Annotated in this window: 16 protein-coding genes; 12 read left to right on the top strand and 4 right to left on the bottom strand. The window is 70.0% G+C overall.

All coding sequences use genetic code 11. The features are described from left to right. Positions 1–95: 95 nt before the first annotated feature. From C1A17_RS09415 to poxB, 12 genes are all read left to right on the top strand, one after another. Positions 96–1,424: a molybdopterin molybdotransferase MoeA gene (locus C1A17_RS09415; RefSeq protein ID WP_101652754.1), complete on the top strand. Its 1,329-nt coding sequence runs from the start codon at positions 96–98 to the stop codon at positions 1,422–1,424. Positions 1,425–1,468: 44 nt separating this feature from the next. Next, the gene (locus C1A17_RS14385; protein ID WP_245873625.1) at positions 1,469–2,002 is read left to right on the top strand and encodes a MogA/MoaB family molybdenum cofactor biosynthesis protein; all 534 of its coding nucleotides are present in this window, start codon (positions 1,469–1,471) and stop codon (positions 2,000–2,002) included. Beyond that, positions 1,999–2,523, top strand: coding sequence for a molybdenum cofactor biosynthesis protein MoaE (locus tag C1A17_RS14380; protein WP_101652753.1), 525 nt, complete (start codon positions 1,999–2,001; stop codon positions 2,521–2,523). Before C1A17_RS14385 ends, C1A17_RS14380 begins: the two co-directional genes overlap by 4 nt. Continuing rightward, entirely contained in the window at positions 2,520–3,665 is a 1,146-nt protein-coding gene (locus tag C1A17_RS09400) for a ThiF family adenylyltransferase (RefSeq protein ID WP_101652752.1), read from the top strand. The genes C1A17_RS14380 and C1A17_RS09400 overlap by 4 nt, the downstream gene beginning before the upstream one ends. Before the next feature lie 326 nt (positions 3,666–3,991). Beyond that, entirely contained in the window at positions 3,992–5,206 is a 1,215-nt protein-coding gene (locus C1A17_RS09395) for a nitrate/nitrite transporter (protein WP_101652751.1), read from the top strand. Positions 5,207–5,255: 49 nt separating this feature from the next. Further along, positions 5,256–8,993, top strand: a complete 3,738-nt coding sequence (locus C1A17_RS09390; protein ID WP_101652750.1) for a nitrate reductase subunit alpha — start codon at positions 5,256–5,258, stop codon at positions 8,991–8,993. A gap of 14 nt (positions 8,994–9,007) precedes the next feature. Beyond that, positions 9,008–10,609: a nitrate reductase subunit beta gene (narH, locus tag C1A17_RS09385; RefSeq protein ID WP_101653621.1), complete on the top strand. Its 1,602-nt coding sequence runs from the start codon at positions 9,008–9,010 to the stop codon at positions 10,607–10,609. Between the two features lies 1 nt (position 10,610). Next, positions 10,611–11,498: a nitrate reductase molybdenum cofactor assembly chaperone gene (gene narJ / locus C1A17_RS09380; protein WP_101652749.1), complete on the top strand. Its 888-nt coding sequence runs from the start codon at positions 10,611–10,613 to the stop codon at positions 11,496–11,498. Next, complete coding sequence (gene narI / locus C1A17_RS09375; protein WP_101652748.1) at positions 11,495–12,226, top strand: respiratory nitrate reductase subunit gamma; 732 nt, start codon at positions 11,495–11,497, stop codon at positions 12,224–12,226. Before narJ ends, narI begins: the two co-directional genes overlap by 4 nt. 136 nt (positions 12,227–12,362) lie before the next feature. Further along, on the top strand, positions 12,363–13,424 hold the full coding sequence (locus tag C1A17_RS09370; RefSeq protein WP_245873624.1) for a cytochrome P450: 1,062 nt from the start codon (positions 12,363–12,365) through the stop codon (positions 13,422–13,424). Between the two features lie 51 nt (positions 13,425–13,475). Then, complete coding sequence (locus C1A17_RS09365; protein ID WP_101652747.1) at positions 13,476–13,817, top strand: cupin domain-containing protein; 342 nt, start codon at positions 13,476–13,478, stop codon at positions 13,815–13,817. 150 nt (positions 13,818–13,967) lie between these two features. Next, positions 13,968–15,683, top strand: a complete 1,716-nt coding sequence (gene poxB / locus C1A17_RS09360; RefSeq protein ID WP_101652746.1) for a ubiquinone-dependent pyruvate dehydrogenase — start codon at positions 13,968–13,970, stop codon at positions 15,681–15,683. 259 nt (positions 15,684–15,942) lie between these two features. Here poxB and C1A17_RS09355 read toward each other — a convergent pair whose 3' ends face one another. The 4 genes from C1A17_RS09355 to C1A17_RS09340 are packed head-to-tail and all read right to left on the bottom strand — an operon-like array spanning position 15,943 to position 19,973. Further along, complete coding sequence (locus C1A17_RS09355) at positions 15,943–17,292, bottom strand: aminotransferase-like domain-containing protein (protein ID WP_101652745.1); 1,350 nt, start codon at positions 17,290–17,292, stop codon at positions 15,943–15,945. Between the two features lie 7 nt (positions 17,293–17,299). After that, positions 17,300–17,956, bottom strand: coding sequence for a methionine ABC transporter permease (locus tag C1A17_RS09350; protein ID WP_342750309.1), 657 nt, complete (start codon positions 17,954–17,956; stop codon positions 17,300–17,302). Beyond that, entirely contained in the window at positions 17,953–18,975 is a 1,023-nt protein-coding gene (locus C1A17_RS09345; RefSeq protein WP_101652744.1) for a methionine ABC transporter ATP-binding protein, read from the bottom strand. The genes C1A17_RS09350 and C1A17_RS09345 overlap by 4 nt, the downstream gene beginning before the upstream one ends. Beyond that, positions 18,972–19,973 carry a MetQ/NlpA family ABC transporter substrate-binding protein gene (locus tag C1A17_RS09340; protein ID WP_180953272.1) on the bottom strand — a complete coding sequence of 334 codons (1,002 nt, stop codon included), beginning with the start codon at positions 19,971–19,973 and terminating at the stop codon, positions 18,972–18,974. Before C1A17_RS09340 ends, C1A17_RS09345 begins: the two co-directional genes overlap by 4 nt. Positions 19,974–20,394: the final 421 nt, after the last annotated feature.

The raw sequence follows: 20,394 nt of genomic DNA, 5'->3' as shown, positions 1-20,394 counted from the left end.
AGTCTACAGAGCGGAGGACGGAAGTACAGGGGGCGAGATTTCCCGGCGCCGGGCGATCATGCTCCTGAGGCGTGCCCGCGGACTAGGATGAGGGCATGGGACAGACGCACCCGAGGGACGTGCCGGATCCGGCCGCCGTCCGCGAAACCCGGCCGGCCCGGCGGTCCGCCCGAGGCTCCCTGCAGCCACCGCTCCAGCCGTCGCGCCGATACGAGCCGCCCTCCTGGGACGCCCCGCGCAGCCTGGACACCCACCGCGCGGCGATCCACACGGCACTCGTCGTCCGCACCCCGCGCACCGAGACCGTGCCGCTCACCGTCGCACTGCACCGCTCCCTCGCGGAGGACGCCATCGCCGACATCGCGCTGCCGCCCTTCGACAACTCCCAGATGGACGGGTTCGCCGCCGCCTCCGCCCACACCCCGGGCCGCCTCCCGGTCGCCGCGACCATCGCCGCAGGCCACGTCCCCGCGCCGCTGGCCGCCGGCACTGCCGTGCCGATCATGACCGGCGCCCCGGTGCCATCCGGGGCGGACACCGTCGTACCCGTCGAGGACACCGACGACGCCCGCTTCGACGTCACGGAGGTCGGACTGCCCGCCTCGGCTCCCGGCCGGTTCGTCCGCCCGGCCGGCAGCGACGTCGCCGCCGGGGACACCGTGCTCACCGCCGGCACCCGGCTGGGCGCTGCCGCGCTCGGCGTGCTCGCCGCTCTGGGCCGCACCGAGGTCGCTGTCCGCGCCCGGCCGCGGGTCCTCGTGTGCACCGGCGGTGACGAGGTCGTCCCGCCCGGGCAGCCGCTGCCCGCCGGTCGGATCTACGACGCGAACACCGCACTCCTCCATGTCGCCCTCACCGGGCTCGGTGCCGAGGTGTGCGCCACCCGTCTCGTCGCCGACGCTCCGCACGCCTTCCTCAGCGGACTGCGCGCGGACCTCGCTGCCCACGACCCCGACCTCGTCGTCACCTCCGGCGGGATCAGTGCCGGCCGGTTCGAGGTCGTGCGCTCCGCGCTCGCCGCGGAGCCGGACGTGGGGTTCGGATCCGTCGCGATGCAGCCGGGCGGACCGCAGGGCCTGGGCGTCCTCCGCGGAGGCACCCCGATCGTGTGCCTGCCCGGCAACCCGGTGAGCACCTGGGTTAGCGCCGTGCTGCTCCTCGCACCCGCCCTCGCCGAGGTATGGGGCACCTCTGCACCGCACGCCCGGCAGGCCCAGCTGGAGGACGCGGTGACCCCGCTGGTCGACAGGACGCAGGTCCGCCGCGGCACCCGCGTGCCCGAGGCGCCGGGCCGCGTGGCCGTGCTGCCCGGCACGAGCTCCCACCTCCTCGCCGAGGCGGCCCGCGCCGAGGTGCTCGTTCTCGTCCCGGCCGGCCCCGAACCGCGGCCCGCCGGAACCGCGGTCGAGGTCGTGGATCTGTGATGACCCCTACGATGGGGAGCATGACCCCGGGGACAGGAGCACGCGTGCGCACTTCGACTGATCCGCAGTTCGGCGCCGGGCGGACCGCCGCCGTCGTCGTCGCCTCGACGTCCGCCGCGGCGGGCGAGGCGGAGGACCGGTCCGGTCCCCTCCTCGTGGACTGGCTCACCGGGCGCGGCTACGACTGCCCGGCACCGATCGTCGTCGCCGACGGCGAACCCGTGGCCCAAGCGCTCCGCGCCCTCCTCGAAGAGTGCCCGCCGACAGAGCGGCCGCGCATCGTCATCACCAGCGGCGGCACCGGACTCAACCCCGACGACCGGACACCGCAGCTCACCGAACCGTTCTTCGACTACCCCGTGCCGGGCATCATGCACGCCCTGTGGGGTGCGGGGCTCGCTCACACGCCCACAGCCGTCGTCAGTCGCGGAGTCGCAGGTGTACGGGATCGGACATTCATCGTCACCCTGCCCGGGTCCTCCGGCGGCGTGCGCGACGGGATCGCGGTGCTCGACCCGCTCCTGCCCCACATCCAGGCCCAGATCGAGGACATCCGCGATCACGGGAACCGGGCATGACCGAGCATCCGACCCAGCCATGTGCGCACCCTGCCGACCCGTCGGCGTCCGACCCGGCCCCGCCCGAGGCGACCGCGAGGCCCGGTGAGAACACCCCGGCACCGTACGTCGCCGCCCGCATCACCACCGATCCCCTCGACCTGCGTGCGGCGCAGGCCGCGGTGACGACCGCGGAGACGGGTGCCGCCGTCGTGTTCTCCGGTGTCATCCGCAACCACGACGAGGGCCGCACCGACGTCGTCGCCCTCGACTACACAGCCCATCCGGACGCCGCAGCGATCATCGCCGAGGTCGTCGCCCGGGTCGCTACGGAGCATCCCGGGGTGCGCGTCGACGCCGCACACCGGATCGGTCCGCTGCACGTCGGCGAGGACGCGCTCGTCGTCGCCGTGGCCTCGGCGCACCGGGCGGAGGCCTTCGCGTGCTGCGCCGCCCTCGTCGACGCGATCAAGGCCGAGGTGCCGATCTGGAAGCGCCAGGACTACGCCGGCGGCGACCACTCGTGGGTCGGCCTCGCATGACCGGCCCCGGGTCAGCGGCCGGTCCGCACGAGCACCCGGGCCCCGGCCCAGCAACCGGCCCCGGGCGCTACGACCGGCAGATCTCCGTCCCCGGCGTCGGGCCCGAGGGCCAGGAGCGCCTGAGGGTCGCCCGCGTCCTGTGCATCGGGGCGGGCGGCCTCGGTGCCCCGGCGGCCCTCTACCTCGCCGGCGCCGGGATCGGCACGCTCGGCATCGTCGACGACGACACCGTCGACCTGAGCAACCTCCACCGGCAGATCATCCACCGGACCGCCGACATCGGCCGGCCCAAGGTCGACTCCGCCGCCCGTGCGCTCACCGCTCTCAACCCCGAGATCACCGTCGCCACCCACCGTGAGCGCCTGAGCCGGGACACCGTGCTCGACGTGCTGGACGGCTACGACATCGTGCTCGACGGCTCCGACAACTTCGAGACCCGCTACCTCGTATCCGACGCCTGCACCGTCCTCGGGATCCCGCATGTGTGGGGCGCGGTGCTCGGCGCGGGCGGGCAGCTCAGCGTGTTCGACGCCCGACGCGGCCCCGTCTACCGGGACCTCTACCCCGACGTCCCCGCGCCGGGCAGCGTGCCGTCCTGCGCGGAGGGCGGCGTGCTCGGCGTGGTGCCCGGCGTCCTCGGCGTCGCGATGGCCGCCGAGGTGATCAAGCTCGTCCTCGGGTACGGCACACCGCTCATCGGCACCGTCCTCGTCCACGACATGCGCACCGGAACCTGGGAGCCCGTGCCGCTCGCCGCGAACCCCGACGTCCACCGGCCTGCCGCCGCGGCCGAGGTCGGCGCCGGGATCCGCTCCCTCGTGACCGTCGAGCAGCTCGCCGCAGCACTCGGGGAGCGGGATGCCGGGGCCCGCGACTTCGCGCTCCTCGACGTGCGCGAACCGGGCGAGCACGCGGCGGCCGCGATCCCCGGCGCGCGCCTCGTGCCGCTCGACCGGATCCTCGCCGGGGAGGACCTGCCGACGCCCAGCGGGGCCGAGGTGTTCGTCCACTGCCGCTCCGGTGCCCGGTCCGCGCGCGCGGCCGCCGCGCTCAGTGCCCGCGGGTACGTCGTTCACGACGTCGCCGGCGGCATCGAGGCCTGGGCGCGACGAATCGAACCCGGGATGCGCATCGACCTCTGAGGTCCGAGACCCCACCGGGCCGTTCCGGGGTGCGGTCGCCGAACGGGGCGGGTGACTTAGAACACAGAGATGTGAGGAATCCCGGTTCCGAGAGCGATCGGCACCGAAAGCGCCCACCCGTCCGCCGATCTCCCGAATGCCCACCATCCGCGAGTTCCCGGGTGAGAACGATGACCTGGACGGATGCGGAGGATACTGTTCACCTTCCGCACGCCCCTGCACCCTTGTGGCCGCCCCCCGGCTGTGGTTCAGTGCGGGGTATCTGGGAAGACCATGTGAATCCATGCACGGTTGCACCCACTCTCCGTGAGGACTAGGAGATCGGAATGTCGCAGACGGCCCCATCGATCGTCACCAGCGGACAGCGCACCACCGCGCTCATCCTCGCCACGCTGGGCTTCGCCGTGAACTTCTGGGCCTGGTCGCTCATCAGCCCCCTCGGCCCGATCTTCGTCGATCGCGGCCTGGCCGATGACGCGGCCCTCATCGTCGCGATCCCGGTGCTCGTCGGTTCGCTCGGCCGGATCCTCGTCGGTGCGCTGACCGACCGGTTCGGCGGCCGGCTGATGATGCCGCTCGTCTCGCTCATCACCATCGTCCCGGTGCTGTTCATCGGCTTTGTCGGCCAGTACACCTACGTCACGCTCATCGTCGGCGGATTCTTCCTCGGCGTCGCCGGCACCTCGTTCGCGATCGGCGTCCCCTACGTCAACTCGTGGTTCCCCAAGGAGAGCCGCGGCTCCGCAATCGGCATCTACGGCATGGGCATGGGCGGCACCGCGATCGCCGCGTTCACCACAGTGCCGCTCTACACCGTGGGGGAGAGGCTGCCGTTCATCATCGCCGCAGCGGTCCTGCTCGTCTACGCGATCGTCGCCTACCTCCTCATGCGCAACTCCCCCGACTGGTCGCCCTCGCGCAAGAACCTCGTCGCGCAGCTCGCGGACACCGCACGGATCAAGCTCACCTGGCAGGCCTGCTACCTCTACGCCCTATCGTTCGGCGGCTACGTCGCGTTCTCCGTCTACCTGCCCACGTACCTCATCAACGCCTACGGCCTCGAGGCGAGCGATGCCTCGCTGCGGATGGCCGGATTCGTCATCGCCGCGGTGGTCATGCGGCCGGTCGGCGGCATCCTGTCCGACCGGATCGGTGCGGTCACCACGCTCGTGATCGCTTACGGCCTCGTCATCCTGTGCGCGGTGATTCTCGTGTTCGACCCGCCGCTCATGCCCATCGGCACCGGCTGCTTCCTCGTCATGGCGATCGGCCTGGGACTCGGATCCGGCGCGACCTTCGCGCTCATCGCGCAGACGAGCGACCCCGCCAAGGTGGGGTCGATCACCGGCTTCGTCGGTGCCGCCGGCGGGCTCGGCGGCTTCGTCCCACCGCTCCTCCTCGGCTCCCTGTGGGCGGCTCAGGGGACCTACAGCTTCGGGCTCGTGCTTCTTGCGCTGTGCACCGTCATCGCTCTGCTCATCAGCCTGTGGGTAAGCCGCGACGCGCGACGCAGGACCGCCGCCGAAACGGTGGAACCATGACCGGGACACGATCCGCTCGACCGCAGACCGATCCGCAGGAGGTACAGGCATGACCATCGACGACCGCACATCCGCACCGCGCACCGGCGGGATCGACAACCCGCTCATGGACGCGCTCATCGGGACTCGGAAATTCTTCAGCCGTCGTGCCGACGTCTCCGAGGACAATCGCGAGATCCACCATGCCGGCGGGCGGCACGGCGACTCGTTCTATCGCAACCGCTGGGCGCACGACAAGGTCGTGCGCTCTACCCACGGCGTCAACTGCACCGGCTCCTGCTCCTGGCAGGTCTACGTCAAGGATGGGCTCATCACCTGGGAGTCCCAGGCCACGGACTACCCGAGCGCCGGGCCGGACATGCCCGAGTACGAGCCGCGCGGCTGCCCCCGCGGCGCATCCTTCTCCTGGTACACGTATTCGCCCACCCGGGTGCGCTACCCCTATGTGCGCGGCGCGCTCATGCGGATGTTCCGCGAGGCCAAGCGCGAGCACGGCGGGGACCCGGTGCTCGCCTGGAAGTCGATCGTCGAGGACCCGGAGAAGTCGCGCCGCTACAAGTCGGTGCGCGGCAAGGGCGGGCTCGTGCGCGCCACCTGGGACGAAGCCGTCGAGATCGCCGCCGCCGCCTACGTCTACACCGTCAAGTACGTCGGACCGGACCGGGCCACCGGCTTCTCCCCGATCCCAGCGATGAGCCCGGTGTCGTTCTCCTCCGGAGCCCGCTTCCACCAGCTCATCGGAGGCTCGATGCTCTCCTTCTACGACTGGTACGCCGACCTCCCGCCGGCCTCCCCGCAGGTGTTCGGGGACCAGACCGACGTCCCGGAGTCCGGTGACTGGTGGAACTCGAGTTACCTCATGATGTGGGGCTCGAACGTGCCGCTGACCCGCACCCCGGACGCCCACTGGATGGCCGAGGCCCGCTACCGCGGTCAGAAGGTCATCTCGATCGCCCCGGACTATGCGGAGAACGTCAAGTTCGCCGACGAATGGCTGGCACCGGCCACCGGCACCGACGGGGCGCTCGCGATGTCAATGGGCCACGTCATCCTCAAGGAGTTCTTCGTCGACTCGACGACGGAGTACTTCGACGACTACGTCCGCCGTTACACCGATCTGCCATTCGTCGTCGAGCTAGACGCGTGCGAGGACGGCACCTACCGGCCCGGCAAGTTCGTCGTCGCTTCCGACCTCGGCCCGGCTGCGACCCCGGAGGCGGACACCGAGCACGCCGACTTCAAGCCCGCCCTCTGGGACTCCGCCACCGATGGCCCCATGATCCCCAACGGCACCCTCGGCCACCGCTACGCCGAGGACGGGGTGGGCCGCTGGAACCTCGATCTCGGGGACATCCGGCCCGCACTCAGCCTCATCGATACCGCCGACGACACGGTGACGATCAGCCTGCCGCGCTTCGACACCTCCGCGCAGGGCGAGATCGATACCGTGCAGCGCGGGGTTCCCGTCCGGCGCGTCGGCGACCGGCTCGTCACCACAGTGTTCGACCTCCTTCTCGCCGAGTACGGGGTGGGTCGTCCCGGTCTGCCGGGGCACTGGCCCACCGGTTACGACGATGCCTCCAGCCCCAACACCCCGGCCTGGCAGGAGCGCATCACCGGTGTGCCCGGACAGGCCGCCGCTCGGATCGCCCGCGAGTTCGCACAGAACGCGCGGGACTCGAAGGGCCGTTCGATGATCATCATGGGCGCCGGCACCAATCACTGGTTCCACTCGGATCAGACCTATCGGACCTTCCTCACCCTCACCACTCTGTGCGGCACGCAGGGCGTCAACGGCGGCGGCTGGGCGCACTACGTCGGGCAGGAGAAGATCCGTCCCTTCACCGGCTGGCTCCACCTCGCCAACGCGCTCGACTGGGCGCGCCCGCCGCGCCAGATGACGCAGACGACCTACTGGTATATGCACTCCAACCAGTGGCGTTACGATCAGTTCGGCGCGGACAAGCTCAGTGCCCGTGCCGGCCAGGGCCGCTTCGCCGGGATGGCGACGGCCGACGCGGTGGCCCAGGCCACCCGCCTGGGCTGGCAGCCGTACTTCCCGACCTTCGACCGGAACCCTCTCGACATCACCGACGAGGCAGCGGCGACCGGGCAGGGCAGCGCGGACTACCTCGTGGACCGCCTCAAGGACGGGGCGATCAACTTCGCCGTCGAGGACCCGGACGCGTCGAACAACTACCCGCGAATATGGTCGATGTGGCGGGCGAACACGCTGGGCTCCTCGGCCAAGGGCGACCAGTACTTCCTCAAGCATCTCCTTGGGGTCGACAACACCGTGTCCGCCGAGGAGACCCCACCGGCGGCCCGGCCGCGCGATGTGAGATGGCGCGAGGAGGCGCCGATCGGCAAGATCGACCTGCTCCTCACCCTCGACTTCCGGATGACGACGACGACGCTCCACAGCGACGTCGTACTCCCGGCGGCCACGTGGTACGAGAAGCACGACCTGTCGACGACGGATATGCACCCCTTCGTCAACACCTTCAACCCCGCGATCGCAACACCGTGGCAGTCGCGCACCGACTGGGACACCTGGGCGGCGATCGCGAAGAAGTTCTCCGAGCTCTCCCGCACCCATCTCGGCACCCGGAAGGACATCGTCGCCGTCCCGCTCCAGCACGACTCGCCGGACGAGGTCAACACTCCGCACGGCCGGGTGCTCGACTGGAAGTTCGGGGAGTGCGAGCCGATCCCAGGGAAGACGATGCCCAAGCTCGTCGAGGTCGAGCGCGACTACACGACGATCCACGACAAGTACACCTCGATCGGCCCGCTGCTCGAGTCCCAGGGCATGAACGCCCGCGGGATCAAGTTCGACGTCGACCACCACGTCGAACGGCTGCGGCGGCTCAACGGGGTCGTCAGCCGCGGAGTCGCGAAGGGCCAGCCCAAGCTCGACACCGACCGGAAGGCCGCAGACTACATCCTCGGACTGTCGGGCACGACGAACGGGCTGATGGCCACCGAGGGATTCCACACGCTCGAGAAGCGCACTGGACAGAAACTCGCCGACCTGTCCTCGGAGCACGAGGGCAAGCAGGTGTCCTTCGCCGATGCCAAGGCCGCCCCGGTACCGGTGATCACCTCGCCGGAGTGGTCCGGCTCGGAGACCGGTGGACGGCGCTACTCGCCATTCACCATCAACGTCGAACGGCTCAAGCCGTGGCACACCCTGACCGGGCGTTACCACTTCTATATCGACCACGACTGGTTCCAGGAGATGGGCGACAGCCTGCCGGTGTTCCGGCCCCCGCTCGACATGAATGCGCTGTTCGGCGAGCCCATGATCGGCGACACTGACGGCACTTCGATCACGGTGCGATACCTCACCCCGCACAACAAGTGGGCGATCCACTCGATGTACCAGGAGAACTTCTTCATGATGTCCCTGGGCCGCGGCGGCCAGACCATCTGGATGAGCGTCGAGGACGCCGAGGCGGTGGGGATCGCCGACAACGACTGGATCGAGGCGGTCAACCGCAACGGGGCCGTGGCGGCGCGCGCGATCGTGTCGCATCGGATGCCCAAGGGCACGGCATTCATGCATCACGCACAGGAGCGCACGGTGAATGTGCCGCTGTCGGAGACCACCGGCCAGCGCGGCGGCATCCACAACTCGCTCACCCGGATCATGATCAAACCCACCCACCTCGTGGGCGGGTACGGCCAGCTGTCGTTCGCGTTCAACTACTACGGACCGACCGGCAACCAGCGCGACGAGGTCACTGTGATCCGCCGGCGCACCGACCAGAACGTCGAGTACTGACAGGAGGCATGGCAGTGAGAATCATGGCGCAGATGGCGATGGTGATGAACCTCGACAAGTGCATCGGTTGCCACACGTGTTCGGTCACCTGCAAGCAGGCGTGGACGAACCGCAAGGGCACCGAGTACATCTGGTTCAACAACGTCGAGACGCGGCCCGGTCAGGGCTACCCGCGCGGTTACGAGGACCAGGATAAGTGGAAGGGCGGCTGGGCGCTCAGCAGTTCGGGCAAGCTCAAGCTCAAGGGCGGCGGCAAGTTCAGCAAGCTCGCGAGCATCTTCTCCAATCCGAAGATGCCGGGCATCGAGGACTACTACGAGCCGTGGAGCTACGAGTACGACAACCTCCTCAACGCCCCCGAGCAACAGCACATCCCGACCGCCCCGCCCAAGTCCCTGCTCACCGGCAAACGGATGGACATCCAGTGGTCGGGCAACTGGGACGACGACCTCGGCGGCACCTATGCGAACAAGGACAAGGACCCGATGCTCAAGGGCATCGAGGAGAAGGTCAAGCTCGAGTTCGAGGACACCTTCATGTTCTACCTCCCGCGCATCTGCGAGCACTGCCTCAACCCGTCCTGCGTCGCCTCCTGCCCCTCCGGTGCGATCTACAAGCGCGAGGAGGACGGCATCGTGCTCGTCGACCAGGAGCGCTGCCGGGGCTGGCGGATGTGCGTGTCCGGCTGCCCGTACAAGAAGATCTACTTCAACCACAAGACCGGCAAAGCCGAGAAATGCACGTTCTGCTACCCGCGGATCGAGAACGGCGAACCGACCGTGTGCGCGGAGACCTGCGTGGGGCGCCTGCGCTACATCGGCCTCGTCCTTTATGACGCGGATCAGGTGACGGCCGCGGCCTCGGTGCCCGACGACAAGGACCTCTACGCCGCGCAGCGCGATCTCATCCTCGACCCGTTCGACCCCGAGGTGATGGAGGCTGCCGAGCACGCCGGGATCCCCTACGACTGGATCATGGGGGCCCAGCGCTCGCCGATCTACAAGCTCATCAAGGAGTACCAGGTCGCGCTCCCGCTGCACCCGGAGTACCGGACAATGCCGATGGTCTGGTACATCCCGCCGCTGTCGCCGGTGGTCGACGTGGTCAAGGGCACGGGCTACGACGCGGAGGACTCGATCAACCTGTTCGCCGCGATCGAGGAGCTGCGGATCCCGATCGAGTACCTCGCGAACCTCTTCACCGCCGGCGACGTCGACATCGTGTCGGATGTGCTCCGGCGGATGGCGGCGATGCGCTCGTACATGCGCGACATCAACCTCGGCTCCGAGGGGAACGAAGCGATCCCGCACTCCGTGGGGATGGACGGCGAGACGATGGAGGAGATGTACCGGCTCCTCGCGCTCGCCAAGTACGACGAGCGCTACGTCATCCCGGCGGGGCACTCCGAGCAGGCGCACAGCCTCGAGGGGATCGGCTCCGACTGCCCGCTCAACTTCGACGGTGGGCCCGGCATGGAGGACATCCCCGGACTGCAGGGCGACGGCATCAAGTACGACGACCCGGGCCGTTCGCGGCTCAAGGGCCGGATCAACCTCCTCAACTGGAACGGTTCGGGCAGGCCCGAGGGCCTGTTCCCGCGCCCGCAGGGAGCCTGACATGTGGGTGCCCCTGAAGTTCGGGAAGAAATGGCGGGAGAAATCGCAGCGTGCGGCCGCGGGTTCGCTCGAGACCCAGGTGCCGCTCACCGACGACGAGGTGCGTGCGGTCTGGATGTGCGCCTCATGGCTCATCGGGTACCCCGGTGCCGAGGTGCACGAGCGCCTCGACGTCATCGCGGAGGTCGCCGCCGGTCTGCCGGAGGGGGTCGCCACCGACCTTCTGGCAGTCGTCGAGCGGTTGCGGTCGGGCGATCCGGTGGAGATCTGCGCCGAGTACGTCGAGACCTTCGACACGCGCCGCCGCGGCTGCCTCTACCTCACGTACTTCGCCAACGGCGACACCCGCAAGCGGGGAATGGCGCTGCTCGACATCAAGAACGCCTACCGGGAAGCCGCGCTCGAGGTGTCCGAGGACGAGCTCCCCGACCACCTCGCCTACGTCCTCGAGTTCGGGGCGGCGCACGACGTGCACCGCGGCGCATCGATCCTCCTGGCCAACCGGGCCGGCATCGAGCTCCTGCGGCTCCACCTCATCGACATCGATTCCCCATGGGCCGGGGTGCTGCGCGCAGTCTGCGCCACCCTGCCGGCCCTCGACGGCGATGACATCCACGCCGTTCAGCGGCTCGCGGCCGAAGGACCCGAGGAGGAACTCGTCGGGCTCGCCGGCTACGGGGACGGCTCGGCCGATATGCCCCCGGCGGACATGACCCCGTACGCCACGGCGGCGGCCTCGTCCGGGGCGCCGGAGCCCTACAGCTCGGCCCCCGAGGCTCCGGGGCAGGGGTCGTGCGGCCCGGTGGCGGGGGGCTTCTCCGCTGCCCCGGGATCCGGTGCCCAACCCGCATTCATCCCGCTCAGTGACGTGAAAGGCCTGCAGCCATGAGTTCGCCATCCGCTCTCGACACCCTGCTGTGGATCATCATCCCGTACCTGGCCCTCGCGGTCTTCATCCTCGGTCACATCTGGCGCTACCGCTACGACCGGTTCGGCTGGACCACGCGCTCGAGCCAGATCTACGAGTCGAAGCTCCTGCGGATCGCCTCCCCGATGTTCCACTACGGGATCATCGCGGTGTTCTTCGGGCACGCGGTGGGCCTGGGGATCCCCAAGTCTTGGACCGAAGCGGTAGGCATCACCGACGCCCGCTACCACTTCATGGCGATCACCATCGGCCTGGGCGCCGCGATCGCGACGGTGGGCGGACTCGCGATTCTGATCTTCCGCCGGCGCACGAATAAGCGGGTGTTCGGGGCGACGACCAAGCTCGACAAGCTCATGTACTTCATGCTCGCCCTCGTCATCCTCGCCGGCACGTACTCGACGATCGTCGAGTCCGCGCTCGGCCACTACGACTACCGCGAGGGGATCTCAGTGTGGTTCCGGCAGTTCTGGGCCTTCCAGCCCGACGCCGGCCTCATGGCGGCAGCCCCTCCCGGATTCCAGGTGCACGTCATGGCGGCGATCCTGCTGTTCGCGCTGTGGCCCTTCACCCGGCTGGTCCACGTGTTCACCGTGCCGCTGGGTTACGTCACCCGACCGTACATCGTGTACCGGTCGAAGGACGAGATCCGGCAGCCGCAGCGCCGGGGCTGGGAGAAGATCGATTTCTGAGCACGGCGGCCGACTGCCCGATACGACTCAGGACGGCACGGACCCGCGTGCTGTCACGGATGCGTTGCGCCGGGGTGGGGTGCGCGTCGCACGTGCAGCGAACGGCATGTCCGTGCTGCTCCGGCACACCGATGTGGTGGCGGCAGCATGCGATCCACAGGTCTTCTCTTCAGCAGTATCAGCCCACCTGCAGCTCCCGAACGGTCTCGACGGCAGCGCGCATACCGCGGTCCGTCGGCTCGTCGACCGGTATCTCACCCCGGAGCGGGTGGCGGACCTCGAGCCCCACGTCCGCGCCACAGCACGCGAACTGTGCGCGGGGCTGGCAGCCGGCGTACAGAAACGCCCGGCCGTCCTCCGGTGCGATGCGGTCGGGGACATCGGCGCGGTGTTCGCCGTCCGTGCCCAGATCCGCTGGCTCGGGTGGTCGGAGACGCAGGAGGAGCGCCTGCTCGCCTGGATGGAGGAGAACCGACGCGCGACCCAGTCGGGCAGTCCCGAGGAGACCGCAGCGGTGGCGGCCGACTTCGATTCGATCATCCTCACGGAGATCCGCCCGCGGCGGGCCGCGGGCGCGGGCGCACCGGCCGACGTCACCACGGAGCTCATCCATGACACGGAACTCGGCCGTCCGCTGCGCGACGAGGAGATCGTGTCCGTGCTGCGCAACTGGACCGGCGGCGACCTCGGCTCTCTTGCCCTGAGCACCGGTGTCGTCGTCGAATTCCTCGCCGCGCACCCGGAGATCCAGACACAGCTGCGCGGCGGGGTGCCGGAGGCGGAGTTCGACGCCATCCTCGACGAGATCCTCCGCATCGATGACCCCTTCGTGTCCAACCGGCGGGTGACCACGTGCCCGGTGAAGCTCGGCGATGCTGACCTGCCGGTCGGGGCGCGGGTCGTGCTCGACTGGACATCAGCGAACCGGGACGAGGAGCTGTTCGCTGACCCAGACGCCTTCGATCCGGCCGGGAACTCCTCGGCCAACCTCGTCTACGGGACCGGGCCGCACGTGTGCCCGGGCCGCGCGCTCGCGACGATGGAACTGCGGGTGATTGTCTCCGAGCTTCTAGCACATTTCTCGGAGATCGCTCTCGATCACGAGGCCGCCCCGGTCCGGTCGCAGGCACCGACCGGCGGGTACTCCGCGGTGCCGGTCGTCCTCACTCCGACCGCACCGGGGACCGGTCTCCCGTAGGCTGAGGATCAGCGATCCCCGCACCCCACCCGATCCCCCGAAAGGGAAGTCATGGCCGACCTCACCGCACTCACCGCCGCCCATCTCGACACCGCGCGCACCGATGAACGCGGTCGGAGTGCCGAACTTATCGCCCACGACGGGGAGCTGCGTCAGACGATCCTCGCGCTGACCGCAGGAACTCGGCTGCCCGCCCACAACTCACCGCCGGCAGCGAGTATCCAGGTGCTCACGGGTCGGATCCGCGTCGAGCTCGAGGCCGATGTCCAGGGCGAGTTCGGCTCGGGTGAGCTGTGGATCCTCACCCACGAGCGCCATTCGGTGCTCGCGCTGGAGGACTCCGTATTCCTCCTCACCACCGTCACCGGGGTGCAGAAGCCTTCCTACAGCTGAGCCCGATACCGTGTCCGGCCTCCACCCCACGGGCCCCGGCGCCTGGATCCGGCGCCGCCCACCGGGCATAGACTCGATCATGCAGCATCACACCCGACACCGCACCGCCCGGCGGTCAGCCGCCTCCGCGGTGCACGGAAGGATCGCGTCATGGCCACCGTGTCCGAGAACATCGTCGAAACCCTGTCCGAGAGCGGCGTGGAACGCGTCTACGGCCTCCCCGGGGACTCCCTCAACGCCTTCACCGATGCCCTAAGCCCCCCCCCCCGCCTCGGCTGGGTCCACGTCAGGCACGAGGAGGCGGCCGCCTTCGCCGCCTCGGCCGAGGCGGCGATGACCGGCGGGCTCGCGGTATGCGCGGGCAGCTGCGGGCCGGGCAACCTCCACCTCATCAACGGCCTGTTCGACGCCCAGCGCTCGCGCGTGCCGGTCCTCGCGATCGCCGCGCACATCCCGAGCTCCGAGATCGGCACCGGGTACTTCCAGGAGACCCACCCGCAGGACCTGTTCCGCGAGTGCAGCGTCTACGTCGAGCACGTCACCCGGGCCGACCAGATGCCCCGGCTGCTCCGCATCGCCATGCGCGAGGCGCTCGAGAAGCGCGGTGTCGCCGTGCTCGTGGTCTCCGGGGACGTCCTGCAGGCGCAGCTCGACGCCGAACCCGAGGTGATCACCGCCCACCCCTCCCGCGTCATCCCTGCCGAGTCGCAGCTCGACTTCGCCGCCGAGGCGCTCAACACGTGCTCGCGCGTGACGATCCTCGCCGGAGCCGGCACCGCCGGTGCCCATGCGGAGCTGCTGGCGATCGCGGAGACCCTGCAGGCGCCGATCGTCCACGCCCTGCGCGGCAAGGAGCACGTCGAGTACGACAACCACTTCGACGTCGGGATGACCGGGCTGCTCGGCTTCGCCTCGGGCTACCGCGCGATGATGGAGGCGGAGACGCTGCTGGTCCTCGGCTCCGACCTGCCCTACCCGCAGTTCTATCCGGGCGACGCCACGGTCGTGCAGGTCGACATCCGCGGGGAGCAGATCGGGCGGCGCACCCCGGTCGACATCCCGCTCGTCGGCGGGGTCTCCGAGACCATCGAGGCCCTGCTGCCCCGGCTCACGGCCAAGACGAGCAGCAAGCACCTCGACACGATGACCAAGCACTACGCGAAGACCCGGAAGAAGCTCGACGAGCTCGCCGGGCCGACCAAGCGCACCATCCACCCGCAGTACCTCACCCGGCTCATCGACGAGGCGGCCGCGGACGATGCGGTGTTCCTCCCCGACGTCGGCTCCCCGGTGATGTGGGCGGCCCGCTATCTCACGATGAACGGGCGCCGCCGGCTCATCGGGTCGTTCACCCACGGGTCGATGGCGAACGCGGTGTCGCAGGCCGTCGGCGTCCAGGCCACCGACCGGGACCGGCAGGTCATCGCGCTCGCCGGCGACGGGGGACTCGCGATGCTCCTCGGCGAGCTTATCACCCTGACCCAGAACGAGCTGCCGGTGAAGACCGTGGTGTACAACAACTCCTCGCTCAACTTCGTCGAGCTCGAGATGAAGGCCGCCGGCTACGTCAACTTCGGCACGGACCTGAAGAACCCGGACTTCGCCCGCGTCGCCGAGGCGGTCGGGATCCGCGGGATCCGCGTCGAATCGGCGCAGGACCTGCCGGCAGCCGTGGAAGAGTTCCTCGCCCACGACGGACCCGCCCTGCTCGACGTCGTCACCGAGCAGCAGGAGCTGTCGATGCCGCCGAGAGTGACGGCGGAGCAGGCCAAGGGCTTCGCGCTCTACGCGATCCGCACCGTGATGAGCGGCCGCGGCGACGAGCTCATCGACCTCGCCAAGGCGAACCTCCGCCAGCTGTTCTGAGGGCGCGTGCCCGGCTCTCTGCCGCTGGGGTACGGGAAGCCGGCGCTCCCGGTGCACCCCAGCGCGGTCTGCTGGTTCCCGGGGCGATCCTGTGCGGTCTGCCGGTTCCCGGTGCACCTCAGTGCGGATACTCGTCCGTAACCGCACTGGGGTGACTGCGGAACGGTGCTGTCGCACGGAATCGTCCTCGGAAGCACCGGCGCCCGAACCGGCCCCGGACCGGCCCCCGGAAGGACCGGCTGCGTTGCCGCGTGCGTCCTCAGCCGTGGATGCGGCGCCAGGCGCGGCCGAGGCGGGCGGCGCCCTCCTCGAGCGTCGGGATTTCGAGCTCGGCGAAGGTCAGGCGCACGGCCCCGCGGGTGCGCGCCGGATCCCCGCCGATGCCGTGATCCGCCGCGCCAGCCACACCGCCCGCGCCAGCGACACCGTCCGCGTCAGCCGCACCGCCCGCGCCCGCATCGGCACCGCGCGCCCCGGCCGTCGGGGTCACCCCGAACCATTCACCGCGCTGGTAGACGAGTCCCTCGTCCTGCGCGGCGTCGAACAGGGCCGCGAAGTCGGCCTCCTGGTCGCGGAACCGGCCCCACAGGAAGAAGCCGCCCTGCGGCTCGATGATGTCGAGCGCACCCGGCAGCTCGCGGTGCAGCGCGTCGAGCAGCGCCCGGGCCTTCTGCGCGTACACCGCGCCCGCGGCGGCGTTGGCCTGTGCGTACTCCGGCCGGCCGACGATCCGCTCGACGATGTCCTGGAGCACCCCGCTCGCCTGCCCGTCGAGCCGGTTGCGGAGCTTGACGTACTGCTCCGCGAGCGCCGACGGGACGACGGTGTACCCCAGCCGCAGCGCCGGCCCCAGGGTCTTGGAGAAGGTGTTCACCCCGATCACGTGTTCGCTGTCGCGGATCCACGAGGCGGCGGGCACCTCGGCCCCAGGGAAGGCGAGCTCCCGGTAGGGGTCGTCGGCGAACACCATGAACCCCCAGCGCTCGGCGAGCGCGGCGAGGCGCTGCGCCTTCTGGGCGGACAGCACCGCGCCGTTGGGGTTGTGGAAGGTCGGCACGGTGAAGACCGCCTGCGGGCGCACCCCGGCGGCGAGGTGCGCCTCGAGCGCGTCGACGTCGAGACCGTCGGCCTCCACCCCGACGGGCACGACCCGCACGCCCGGCACGAGGTCGAGGACGCGGAGGAACAGCGGGAAGATCGGATCGTCGACGACGATCGTGTCCCCTGGATCCAGGGTGCCGAGCACCGCGAGTGCGAGGCCGTTGATGCCGCCGCTGGTGACGATGATCCGGTCCGGGGACACACCCTCGCGTTCGGCGAGGAGCGCCCGGAACGACGGCGTGCCCGCCGCCGGCACGTAGCCCAGCCGCTCGCCGTACCCGGGGGAATCCATGAGGGCGTGGACGGCCTCGCGGTAGAGGTCGACCGGGAGGAGGGACCTGTCCGGGTTGCCGCCGCCGAGGTTGATGCTGCCCTCGCCCACCCGGATCAGGCTGGCGTCCCCGAACCCCTGCCGGCCCGGCAGGCCGGAGAGCAGGGAGCTGCCGCCGGGCAGCCGGGTGCGTGCGGGCGAGGTGCCGGTGGATGCGGTGCTGTCGGGGTGGGACATGGGTCTCCTAGTCGATGAATCTCTTCGCGATCCAGTTCCCGAAGAACTGGACGCACTGCACCAGCACGATGAGCACGATGATGATGAGCGCCATCACCGCCCAGTCGAACCGCTGGTAGCCGTAGGTCAGCGCGAGGTTGCCCAGACCGCCGCCGCCCACCGCCCCGGCGACCGCCGTGGCGTCGATGAGCGCGATCGAGATGAAGGTCAGCGACAGGAGCAGCGGGCCGAACGCCTCGCGCACGACGAACCCGAAGAGGATGTGGAGCGGTCGGGCGCCCATCGCCTCGGCGGCCTCGACGACACCGGGATCGACGGCGACGAGGTTGGACTCCGCGACCCGCGCGATGCCCATCGCACCGGCGATCGCGAGCGGCGGGATCGCCGCGCTCGGGCCGATGCTCGTGCCGATGATCGCCCGCGTCACCGGGGTGAGCGCGACGAGCAGGATGATGAACGGGATCGGGCGGAAGATGTTGACGACGAAGTTGAGGACGAAGTGGACCGCCCGGTTGCCGAGGATCTGGCCCGGCCGGGTGGCGAACAGGAAGATGCCGAGCGAGAGCCCGACGACGGCGGCGATGAGGAACGCCGCAGTGACCATGTAGAGCGTCTCGAAGAGCGCATCGGCGACCTTGGGGACGACGGTTCCGAAGTCGATCACCAGCGGATCACCTCCGCCTGCGCACCGAGCTCGGCGACGAACGCCTCGACCGCCCAGTCCTCGCCGTAGAGGGCGAGGCTGAGCTGGCCGTAGGGGTGGTTCTTCACGCGCGCCACCCCGCCCTGGATGATCGAGAAGTCCACCGCGTGCTCGCGCGCGAGCCGGGACAGCACCGGGGTGCCGACGACGGTGTCGTCGACCGTCACCGAGATCCGGTGGTCGGTGAACTCGCCGCGCAGCTGCGTCTTCTCCGCCTCGGTGAGCGCGGTCCGCGTGTAGGACTCGACGAGCCCCGCGGTCACCGGGTGCGCGGGCCGGGACAGGATCTGCTGGATCTCCCCGGTCTCCACGACCCGCCCGGCCGACAGGATCGCCACCCGGTCCGCGAGCCGGCTCACGACGTCCATCTCGTGCGTGACGACGACGATGGTGATGCCGAACTCCTCGTTGACCGAGCGCAGCAGGTCGACGATGTCGCCGGTGGTCTGCGGGTCGAGCGCGCTCGTCGCCTCGTCGGACAGGAGGATCGAGGGCCGGTTGGCGATCGCCCGCGCGATGCCCACCCGCTGCTTCTGCCCGCCGGACAGCTGCCGCGGCTTGACGAAGGCCTTGTCTCCGAGCCCCACGAAGTCGAGCAGCTCGCTCACGCGGGCGGAGATCTGCGCCTCCTTCATCCCCGCGAGCTGCAGGGGCACGGCGATGTTGCCGTACACCGTGCGCGAGTTCATGAGGTTGAACTGCTGGAACACCATCCCGATGCCGTGGCGCAGGCGCCGCAGCCGCTCCCCGGTGACCCCGGCGAGGTCGACGCCGTCGACCTCGACCGTGCCCGAGGTGGGTCGCTCGAGCGCGTTGATCATCCGCAGCAGCGTCGACTTGCCGGCCCCGGAGCGCCCGATGAGTCCGAAGATCTCCCCGGCGGCGATGCTCAGGCTCACCCCGTCGAGGGCCGCGGTCTCCCCGCCCTGCGGACCGGCGAACGTCTTGGCGACGTCGGTGAGCACGATCCGATCGGTCACGATGCGCGGGCCCCGTCGAGCTCCTCGAGCGCGTCGAGCAGGTCCTCGCGCGGCCGCTCGACGTAGGACGCCTGTCCGCGCTTCTCCTCGTTGAACGCATCGATGACCCGCTGATCGCGGTACGTCGCCTCGAGCTGCTCCCACACGGGCTCCTCGGCGCGGTCGGGCATCGTGGCGACGATGATCGTGTACGGGACCGAGGAGGCCGCTTCGGGGTCCTCGGCCTGGAGCGCATCGTCGACGGTGATGCCGAGCGCGGGGTCGAAGTCATCGGTGCCGACGACGACGCCGTCCACGGACGGGTCCTCGTACGCGGTCTGCACGGATTCGTGGGCGAGCCGGGTGAACTCGATGTTCTTGGGGTTCGCGGTGATCTGCTCCTCGGTGGGGTAGAAGCCCTCCTCGTCGCTGATCTCGAGCAGTCCGGCGCTCTGCAGGATGAAGAGCGCGCGCGAAAAGTTCGACGGGTCGTCCGGCATCGCGATCCGCGCCCCGTCCGGGAGCTCCTCGACGTCGTCGACGGTGGAGGAGTACAGACCCCACTGGGAGATGTTCGTCGAGAACAGCGGCGTGATGTCGGAGTCGTTCTCGCTGTTGAACGAGCTGAGCCACGCGATGTGCTGGAACGCGTTCGCGTCGACCTCGCCCTCGAGCAGAGCGGTGTTCGGCAGGTAGGGGTCGTCGAAGTTGATGAACTCGAGGTCGAGGCCGTTCTCCCGCCCGACCTCGACGATGGCGTCCTGGTAGTCGCTCTGCGCGGTGTCCCCGATCCGCAGCCTGGTGAGCTCGCCTGCCCCACCGGCACCCGCGGAGTCGCCCGAGCGCTGGGTGAGGACGAAGACGCCGACGGCCACGAGGGCGAGCACCGCGATGATCGCGGCGATGATCATGCCGCGGCGGCGTCCGGCGCGCTGCTGCGCGATCCGATCCTGGATGGCCGACTGCGTCGAGCTCGGGGAGCCGGCGGTGTCCGTCGAACGGGGGGAGGAGGAGTTCATGGGAGTCCTTGGTGGCTGGAGCACCGGGTGTGCACCTCGGGGCTGGTCGGGGGTGACCGGCGGACAGGGTGCGCTCGCGGTGGCGGGAGGAGGGCGGTCGGTGACACCGGGGCCGTGGGCCGGGGTGTGCGGATGCGCCAGGGGTTCCGGTCGTCCGAACATGCTCGAACACGGTCCGGACCCGGCCGGGGCGGGAGCGGTGAGGCACCGCAGGCGCCCATGGGAGCGTCGATGCTCCGGGGCGCTCAGTCCGTCAACAGATGACGGTGGTGACGCGCATGAGGTCGATGTGGAGGCGCCGCCAGCACAGCGGGTCCAGAAGTCGCGTGGTCACCAGATGATTGAAGCCTGCCGGCGGAGCGGTGGTCAACTTCCGTCTCGCGATGCGGCTGGGCTGCCGCCTCGGCTGCGGGGGCACGGC

Source organism: Brevibacterium ihuae (assembly GCF_900184225.1).
GTDB lineage: Bacteria > Actinomycetota > Actinomycetes > Actinomycetales > Brevibacteriaceae > Brevibacterium > Brevibacterium ihuae.
The sequence above is the reverse complement of the archived record's forward strand: the minus strand, read 5'-3'. Positions and strand labels throughout refer to the sequence as shown.

Excerpts from the sequence above, each read along its gene's own strand:
- C1A17_RS09340 (WP_180953272.1), bottom strand. The coding sequence starts at position 19,973 with ATGAACTCCTCCTCCCCCCGTTCGACGGACACCGCCGGCTCCCCGAGC.
- poxB (WP_101652746.1), top strand. The coding sequence starts at position 13,968 with ATGGCCACCGTGTCCGAGAACATCGTCGAAACCCTGTCCGAGAGCGGC.
- narJ (WP_101652749.1), top strand. The coding sequence starts at position 10,611 with ATGTGGGTGCCCCTGAAGTTCGGGAAGAAATGGCGGGAGAAATCGCAG.
- narI (WP_101652748.1), top strand. The coding sequence starts at position 11,495 with ATGAGTTCGCCATCCGCTCTCGACACCCTGCTGTGGATCATCATCCCG.
- C1A17_RS09365 (WP_101652747.1), top strand. The coding sequence starts at position 13,476 with ATGGCCGACCTCACCGCACTCACCGCCGCCCATCTCGACACCGCGCGC.
- C1A17_RS09400 (WP_101652752.1), top strand. The coding sequence starts at position 2,520 with ATGACCGGCCCCGGGTCAGCGGCCGGTCCGCACGAGCACCCGGGCCCC.
- C1A17_RS09415 (WP_101652754.1), top strand. The coding sequence starts at position 96 with ATGGGACAGACGCACCCGAGGGACGTGCCGGATCCGGCCGCCGTCCGC.
- C1A17_RS14380 (WP_101652753.1), top strand. The coding sequence starts at position 1,999 with ATGACCGAGCATCCGACCCAGCCATGTGCGCACCCTGCCGACCCGTCG.
- C1A17_RS09355 (WP_101652745.1), bottom strand. The coding sequence starts at position 17,292 with ATGTCCCACCCCGACAGCACCGCATCCACCGGCACCTCGCCCGCACGC.
- C1A17_RS09390 (WP_101652750.1), top strand. The coding sequence starts at position 5,256 with ATGACCATCGACGACCGCACATCCGCACCGCGCACCGGCGGGATCGAC.
- C1A17_RS09395 (WP_101652751.1), top strand. The coding sequence starts at position 3,992 with ATGTCGCAGACGGCCCCATCGATCGTCACCAGCGGACAGCGCACCACC.